Genomic DNA, 7,231 nt, shown 5'->3' on the forward strand with positions numbered 1-7,231 from the left:
AACGTTCTATCTTAACAGCATTAATCGAACCACGACCACCATCGTAGAACGCACTGTCACAGAATACATTTATTATTATAACAATATTCGTATTCAAACGAAACTAAACAACCAATCACCGATAAACTATCGACAATTGGCTGTTTAAAAGGTGTTTTGATCCCTGTCTCAAAAACGGGGGTCAGTCCCCAGTGACAGGAGTCTTTGTTTCATTAGAATTTCGCAGCGAGATCTTTTGCTTCTTGTAAACCTTTTTCTACGATTTCTTGAGCTTGATCAGGTGCTGCGTTATGTCCTTCGATAACAACAGTGTGCAAGTCTTGAACACCCCAGAAGCCAAGAACTGTTTTCATGAAGTTTAATGACATTTCAAGTGCAGCCATTGGCCCTTCAGAGTAAATGCCGCCGCGCGCGTTAAGGAGTGCAACTTTTTTGTCTCCCATTAACCCAACTGGTCCTTCTTGTGTGTATTTGAATGTAACGCCTGCACGAGACAGGTAATCAACATAAGTATGAAGAACTGCCGGCACTGTGAAGTTCCAAAGCGGGAATGCGAAAACAACTTTGTCAGCTTTTACAAACTGGTTCAGATATTTGTCGGCAATTGCAGCTTGTTTATTCTCTTCTTCTGTCATTTCCATTCCTTGACCTGCTTTAAATGTTCCGTTAATCATATCTCTTCCAAGGTAAGGTAGGTTCTCTTTATGAAGATCTAATTCAACCACTTCATCAGCAGGGTTATTTTCTTTATAAGCAGCTAAGAAAGCCTCGTAAAGTTTAGTTGAAACGCCTTCTTCGGCTGTACGGTCGCTTGTTTTTACAAATAATACTGTAGACATTTGTATTCCTCCCGGTAAACTTTTTATATTAACTTACAAATAGTATGTTACTTTCTTTTTTACGTAAAGTCAATGACTTTATTTTGAATATGAGATTTTTTTCAAAAAAAAAAGCAAGTACATCTAATATCGGTGTACTCGCTTGCCATTTTCACTTCGAATCTTGTTCACGATCCAAAATCTCATACGTCTGAGAGCTTTTTTGATCAATGGTTTCTTTATTGGATAGATCCTTTACCTGCTCGTGAAACTCTCTTTCAAATGATGGAGCGTCTGTCTCTACATCATCCTCCATATCAGCTTGGGCCTTCACTGTCATTCTTGCATAAGGAACAGCTTCAAGCCTTTCATAAGGAATGTCTTGGCCAGTTTTTTCACACACTCCGTACGTGCCATCTTTCATTTTTTGTAACGCATGGTTGACCTCCTCTAACAGCTCCCGGTCGATCTCTCTCACCGTTTGGTCTGTCATCCGGTCTGTGACGAGCGTGCCGTGGTCTGCCATGTGGTTGTCAACCCCATTGGAAAGCTCCCCTACTTCTTCCGTCATTGATTCTGTTTCCTTCTTCTCGCCAGATAATTCTTTTTTCATATCGAGCAATTTATAATAGAGATGCTTCTTTTGTTCTTTAGTCAACGCCATGTGTATCCTCTCCTTTCTATCCTGTTTCCCGTTTTGCCCACTGTCAAACATGGGAACTTGATAGAAAGATGAGCTAATGCATCTTTGAACGCATCGCCACCAGAACAATGCATATACGCTCTTCTCTGTTTTTCATATAAAAAAAGCCTAACCATTTTTTGAACGGCTGGCTCATCAAATATTCAGCTGCACAAGTGCTTTGTCAGCACCGCTTGAACTTCGCTTAAATCGGTGTCTTTCGCAAATTCTAATTCGAACGTTTTGCTTCTAGTCATCAATAAAAGCCCAGTGTCCGGATCGAACATGCCCGCTTCTTGGATCGCAAAGCTTTCAATTGTTTTATATGGAAGAAATACACGAACCTTCTTTTTAGAAAACATTTTATTGTCAAAAAAAATGATCCGCTTATTTGTAAAGCAAATTTGGTCCACTCGGAGCTTGTAAATCGATTCTATTCTTTCTCCTTCAACGAGCAAAGCTTCAAGCTTCTTTGCATCCGTTGATCTGCTAACAGAAAAAATACCCAATGAAGAACCCCTCTTTCTGCATTTATCTATTTGTTTATTCATTCACTACATAAAAATAAGTCCTTTATCCCTATATAAGAATACGACATAGAAGACATTTAAACCATTACGAACAGATTACATTTTTCAAATTTTTGATTTGTTTTTCATCTTTTGTGCTGTTGTCATCAAGTAATACGCACGTATAGAGAAAAAAGTTTCAATATTCAGCATTGTTTTTTTTAAAAAAGTGGTTCTTAGAGTTTTCATTGATTTTGTTTTATTTTTCCTGTTTTTATCAAAAAAAAAACCGCAGCTCTGCTGCGATTTTCAGGCTTTAAACCTCTTCGAAGTATTCTTTATAATAGCCACCGACTTTATTCGTATTGTCGATCACAAAGAGAAACTCCTCTGTTTCATTTTTCACTTCATATTCTTTTCCCGGAGTTAAAACGCGATTTACGATATATTTTTTTGCGTTTGTCTGCACACATTTTACCTTTTTGATTGTTTCTTTTTCAAGCCAATTGTTATGAATCATAAATGAAATCTCCTTTTCATATCTATAAGCTTATTGTAGCTTTTTTCTTTTGTAAATTGCAATATCGGTTATTCATTGATTTTGCCTTGTTTTCTATTATAGAATGTTTGTATACGCTTACTCTTACAGCAAAAATCAAAGCTTATTCCTGCTATTCGATCAATGAAAATCAATGTGCTATCACCAAGAATCTCAAAACAGACCATAAAAAATGACTGGAGGTTTGTTACAGATGAGTTCTTTAACGATGCAAGTGACGAAAAGGCTGGAGACATTTTTACAAGGAACAAAGAAGCTTTATATTGACGGAAAGTTTGTTCCGAGTGCCTCAGGGGCAACATTTGACACACCCAACCCGGCGACCGGCGAAACTTTGATGACGCTGTATGAAGCCCAGGCTGCGGATGTGGACAAAGCGGTTAAAGCTGCCCGGAAAGCCTTTGACCAAGGAGAATGGAGAACAATGTCTCCGGCTTCAAGAAGCAGACTGATGTATAAGCTGGCAGACTTAATGGAAGAGCATAAAACTGAGCTTGCTCAACTTGAAACGCTTGATAACGGAAAACCGATAAATGAAACGACGAATGGAGATATACCGCTGGCTATTGAGCATATGCGCTATTACGCCGGCTGGTGTACAAAAATAACAGGACAGACGATTCCTGTTTCCGGCGCTTATTTTAATTATACGCGCCATGAGCCTGTGGGCGTCGTCGGCCAGATCATTCCATGGAATTTCCCGCTCCTGATGGCGATGTGGAAAATGGGCGCTGCTCTTGCAACAGGCTGTACAATCGTGCTCAAACCGGCTGAACAAACACCGCTTTCTGCTCTTTATTTGGCAGAATTAATTGACCAAGCCGGCTTCCCTGACGGTGTCATCAATATCATTCCGGGATTCGGTGAAGATGCGGGAGAATCGCTGACGAACCATGAAGCGGTTGATAAAATTGCCTTTACCGGTTCCACTGAAATCGGAAAGAAAATCATGTCCACCGCTGCGAAAAGCATTAAGCGGGTTACATTGGAGCTGGGCGGAAAATCACCTAATATTCTCTTGCCGGATGCGAATTTGAAAAAAGCGATCCCAGGCGCTTTAAACGGTGTGATGTTTAACCAAGGCCAAGTCTGCTGTGCGGGCTCACGCGTTTTCATTCATAAAGACCAATATGATGCAGTTGTTGATGAGATGGTGTCCTATGCTGAATCACTCCGCCAAGGAGCGGGACTTCATAAGGATACACAAATCGGGCCTCTCGTGAGCAAGGAACAGCACGAACGCGTTCTTTCCTATATTCAAAAAGGAAAAGATGAAGGAGCGAAAGCAGTGACTGGGGGAAGCTGTCCTTTTGAAGAAGGATATTTTGTCGCACCGACTGTGTTTGCAAATGTTGAAGACGAGATGACCATCGCAAAAGAAGAAATTTTCGGACCGGTGCTGACTGCTATTCCGTACGAAACAGTCGATGAAGTCATTGAACGAGCGAATCATTCAGAATATGGACTCGCAGCCGGACTATGGACAGAGAACGTCAAGCATGCCCACTATATCGCGGACCGTCTTCAAGCCGGTACCGTTTGGGTAAATTGCTATAATGTGTTTGACGCAGCATCTCCGTTTGGCGGTTATAAACAGTCAGGACTCGGACGTGAAATGGGATCATATGCCTTAGATAACTACACAGAAGTCAAAAGTGTATGGATAAATCTCGAAGACTAACATGTATGTCAAAAAACTGCTGCCTGCCAGCAGTTTTTTTTCTTTCTGTAATGGCTGTAAATGACGCAGAATATATATGCTTCTGAAGGAGTTGAGCGTGATGGGCACACTTCAGGAGAAAGTGAGGCGTTATCAAAAGAAAACCATTGCGGAGTTAAAAGACAGGCAAAATGCTGACGGTTCATGGACATTTTGCTTTGAAGGACCAATCATGACAAATTCCTTTTTTATTTTGCTCCTCACCTCACTAGATGAAGGCGAGAATGAAAAAGAACGAATATCAGCGCTTGCAGCCGGCATTCGCGAAAAACAGCAGCCCGACGGGACATTCATCAATTATCCCGATGAAACGAGCGTAAATCTAACCGCTACCGTCCAAGGATATGTCGGGATGCTGGCTTCTGGTTGTTTTCACCAATCTGACCCGCACATGAGGAAAGCTGAACAATTTATCATCTCACATGGCGGTTTGAGACATGTTCATTTCATGACAAAATGGATGCTTGCCGTGAACGGGCTGTATCCTTGGCCTGTTTTGTATTTACCATTATCACTCATGGCGCTTCCCCCAACGTTACCGGTTCATTTCTATCAGTTTAGCGCATATGCCCGAATTCATTTTGCTCCTATGGCTGTAACACTCAATCAGCGATTTGTTCTTAAAAACCGAAATATTTCATCACTTCGCCATCTCGATCCGCATATGACAAAAAACCCTTTCACTTGGCTTCGATCTGATGCTTTTGAAGAAAGAGATCTCACGTCTATTTGGTCACATTGGAATCGCATTTTTCATGCACCCTTTGCTTTTCAGCAGCTCGGCTTACAGACGGCTAAAACATATATGCTGGACCGGATTGAAAAAGACGGAACATTATACAGCTACGCGAGCGCAACCATATTTATGGTTTACAGCCTTCTGTCACTTGGTGTGTCACGCCACTCTCCTGTTATCAAGAGGGCGATTAACGGCATCAAATCATTGATGACAAAGTGCAGCGGGATTCCTTATCTGGAAAACTCTACTTCAACTGTTTGGGATACAGCTTTGATCAGCTATGCCCTTCAAAAAAACGGCGTGACCGAAACAGACGGCTCTATCACAAAAGCTGCTGCCTATTTGCTAGAACGCCAGCATACCAAAAGAGCAGATTGGTCTGTCAAAAACCCGAGAGCAGCGCCCGGCGGCTGGGGGTTTTCAAACATCAATACAAATAACCCTGACTGTGACGACACTGCAGCCGTATTAAAAGCGATTCCCCGCAGTTATTCTCCTTCAGCTTGGGAGCGAGGGGTGTCTTGGCTTTTATCGATGCAAAACAATGACGGCGGATTTTCTGCTTTTGAAAAAAATGTGAACCATCCTCTGATCCGGCTTCTCCCGCTTGAATCCGCCGAGGACGCAGCAGTTGACCCTTCAACCGCCGACCTCACCGGACGTGTGCTGCATTTTTTAGGCGAGAAAGCTGGTTTCACTGAGAAACATCAACATATTCAACGCGCTGTGAACTGGCTTTTCGAACATCAAGAACAAAATGGGTCATGGTACGGGAGATGGGGTGTTTGCTACATTTACGGAACATGGGCTGCTCTCACGGGCATGCAGGCCTGCGGAGTTGAACGAAAGCACCCTGTTATACAAAAGGCCTTGCGCTGGCTCAAATCCATACAGCATGATGACGGCAGCTGGGGAGAATCCTGTAAAAGCGCCGAAGTCAAAACGTACGTCCCGCTTCATAAAGGAACTATTGTACAAACGGCCTGGGCTTTAGACGCACTGCTCACATACGAAAATTCCGAACACCCATCTGTTGTGAAAGGCATGCAATATCTTACGGACAGCAGTTATCATAGCGCCGATAGCTTGACCTATCCAGCAGGAATCGGATTGCCAAAGCAATTTTATATTCGTTATCACAGTTATCCATATGTATTCTCTTTGCTGGCTGTCGGAAAATATTTGAATTCTATTGAAAAGGAGACAGCAAATGAAACGTGAATCTTATCAAACGGAGATGTTCAATTGGTGTGAAGCCTTGAAGGATCAGATTCAAAAGCGAGGACAGCTTGAACGATTTGAAGATCAATTTGACAAAATGATTGAAGCGCTGGAAGATGACCAAACAACAGAAGAAGATTGGTATAAGCAGGCTGCTGCCCTTTATCGGGATATTACAGAATCAGAGGATACAAGTGAAAGACGTGCTTACGTCCCTATTGGGAAACATGTGCTGCCAAAGCTTCCATACAAATATTCCGCCTTAGAACCTTATATATCACGTGACATTATGGTCCTTCATCATACGAAGCATCATCAGAGCTATGTTGACGGTTTAAACAAAGCAGAAACAGAGCTAAAAAAAGCGAGAGCATCAAAGAATTATGACTTGATCACTCATTGGGAAAGAGAGCTTGCATTTCATGGAGCAGGCCATTATTTGCACAGTATTTTTTGGTTTTCGATGCATCCAAACGGAAAAAGGCGCCCTACAGGAGCATTGTTCCAAATGATCGATATTTCATTTGGAAGCTACTCGGCCTTTAAAGAACATTTTACTCAGGCCGCTAAAAAAGTGGAAGGAGTCGGCTGGGCGATTTTGGTCTGGGCTCCCCGATCGGGACGGCTGGAGATCTTAACGGCAGAAAAGCACCAGCTCTTCAGCCAATGGGATGTGATCCCTCTTTTACCGCTTGACGTATGGGAACATGCCTACTATTTGCAATATAAAAATGACAGGGCAAGCTATGTTGATCATTGGTGGAATGTCGTGGATTGGCGCGAGGCAGAAAAACGTTTCGAGCAGGCAAAAGAAGTCGTTTGGAAACTCTATTAAAAAAAAGCCCCCTTTTCTGGTCTTACCCCTGTCAAGTAGACAGCCACAAAAAGCCTAAGCAACCAGTGTGTTACGGTATTCTACCGGAGCACACTGGTTTAATTTTTTCTGGAATCGTTCGTGATTATAGAATTGAATGTAATATACA

The 7,231-nt window shown here is 42.3% G+C and carries 9 protein-coding genes; 4 read left to right on the plus strand and 5 right to left on the minus strand.

Going from position 1 to position 7,231, the window contains the following annotated elements:
• Nucleotides 1-148, plus strand: a 148-nt coding sequence (locus tag MOF34_RS19530) for an IS3 family transposase (RefSeq protein ID WP_268401413.1), incomplete at its 5' end; no start/stop codon positions are given.
• 64 nt (nt 149-212) lie between these two features.
• Here MOF34_RS19530 and azoJ read toward each other — a convergent pair.
• From azoJ to MOF34_RS19550, 4 genes are all read right to left on the minus strand, one after another.
• Entirely contained in the window at nt 213-839 is a 627-nt protein-coding gene (gene azoJ, locus MOF34_RS19535; RefSeq protein WP_019714635.1) for an FMN-dependent NADH-azoreductase AzoJ, read from the minus strand.
• 151 nt (nt 840-990) lie between these two features.
• Nucleotides 991-1,482, minus strand: coding sequence for a TraR/DksA family transcriptional regulator (locus MOF34_RS19540; protein WP_019714636.1), 492 nt, complete (start codon nt 1,480-1,482; stop codon nt 991-993).
• Nucleotides 1,483-1,664: 182 nt separating this feature from the next.
• Nucleotides 1,665-2,009 (minus strand): PH domain-containing protein, encoded by a 345-nt coding sequence (locus MOF34_RS19545; protein ID WP_003220141.1) that lies wholly within the window; start codon nt 2,007-2,009, stop codon nt 1,665-1,667.
• A gap of 316 nt (nt 2,010-2,325) precedes the next feature.
• Nucleotides 2,326-2,529 carry a DUF6501 family protein gene (locus MOF34_RS19550; RefSeq protein ID WP_003241656.1) on the minus strand — a complete coding sequence of 68 codons (204 nt, stop codon included), beginning with the start codon at nt 2,527-2,529 and terminating at the stop codon, nt 2,326-2,328.
• Nucleotides 2,530-2,761: 232 nt separating this feature from the next.
• Here MOF34_RS19550 and dhaS point away from each other — a divergent pair, with 232 nt between their 5' ends.
• From dhaS to MOF34_RS19565, 3 genes are all read left to right on the plus strand, one after another.
• Nucleotides 2,762-4,249 carry an aldehyde dehydrogenase DhaS gene (gene dhaS / locus MOF34_RS19555; protein ID WP_019714638.1) on the plus strand — a complete coding sequence of 496 codons (1,488 nt, stop codon included), beginning with the start codon at nt 2,762-2,764 and terminating at the stop codon, nt 4,247-4,249.
• Nucleotides 4,250-4,349: 100 nt separating this feature from the next.
• Nucleotides 4,350-6,248, plus strand: a complete 1,899-nt coding sequence (locus MOF34_RS19560; RefSeq protein WP_268401412.1) for a prenyltransferase/squalene oxidase repeat-containing protein — start codon at nt 4,350-4,352, stop codon at nt 6,246-6,248.
• On the plus strand, nt 6,238-7,083 hold the full coding sequence (locus tag MOF34_RS19565; RefSeq protein WP_019714640.1) for a superoxide dismutase: 846 nt from the start codon (nt 6,238-6,240) through the stop codon (nt 7,081-7,083). The genes MOF34_RS19560 and MOF34_RS19565 overlap by 11 nt, the downstream gene beginning before the upstream one ends.
• A 54-nt stretch (nt 7,084-7,137) precedes the next feature.
• Here the strand turns inward: MOF34_RS19565 and MOF34_RS21110 are convergent, their stop codons facing one another.
• A complete protein-coding gene (locus MOF34_RS21110; RefSeq protein ID WP_080475114.1) occupies nt 7,138-7,221 on the minus strand; it encodes an IS3 family transposase in 84 nt (27 codons plus the stop codon).
• Nucleotides 7,222-7,231 lie beyond the last annotated feature (10 nt).

The organism is Bacillus sp. T17B1 (assembly GCF_026796395.1).
Classification (GTDB): Bacteria; Bacillota; Bacilli; order Bacillales; family Bacillaceae; genus Bacillus; species Bacillus spizizenii_A.

Excerpts from the sequence above, each read along its gene's own strand:
- MOF34_RS19540 (WP_019714636.1), bottom strand. The coding sequence starts at position 1,482 with ATGGCGTTGACTAAAGAACAAAAGAAGCATCTCTATTATAAATTGCTC.
- MOF34_RS19565 (WP_019714640.1), top strand. The coding sequence starts at position 6,238 with ATGAAACGTGAATCTTATCAAACGGAGATGTTCAATTGGTGTGAAGCC.
- dhaS (WP_019714638.1), top strand. The coding sequence starts at position 2,762 with ATGAGTTCTTTAACGATGCAAGTGACGAAAAGGCTGGAGACATTTTTA.
- MOF34_RS19560 (WP_268401412.1), top strand. The coding sequence starts at position 4,350 with ATGGGCACACTTCAGGAGAAAGTGAGGCGTTATCAAAAGAAAACCATT.
- MOF34_RS19550 (WP_003241656.1), bottom strand. The coding sequence starts at position 2,529 with ATGATTCATAACAATTGGCTTGAAAAAGAAACAATCAAAAAGGTAAAA.
- azoJ (WP_019714635.1), bottom strand. The coding sequence starts at position 839 with ATGTCTACAGTATTATTTGTAAAAACAAGCGACCGTACAGCCGAAGAA.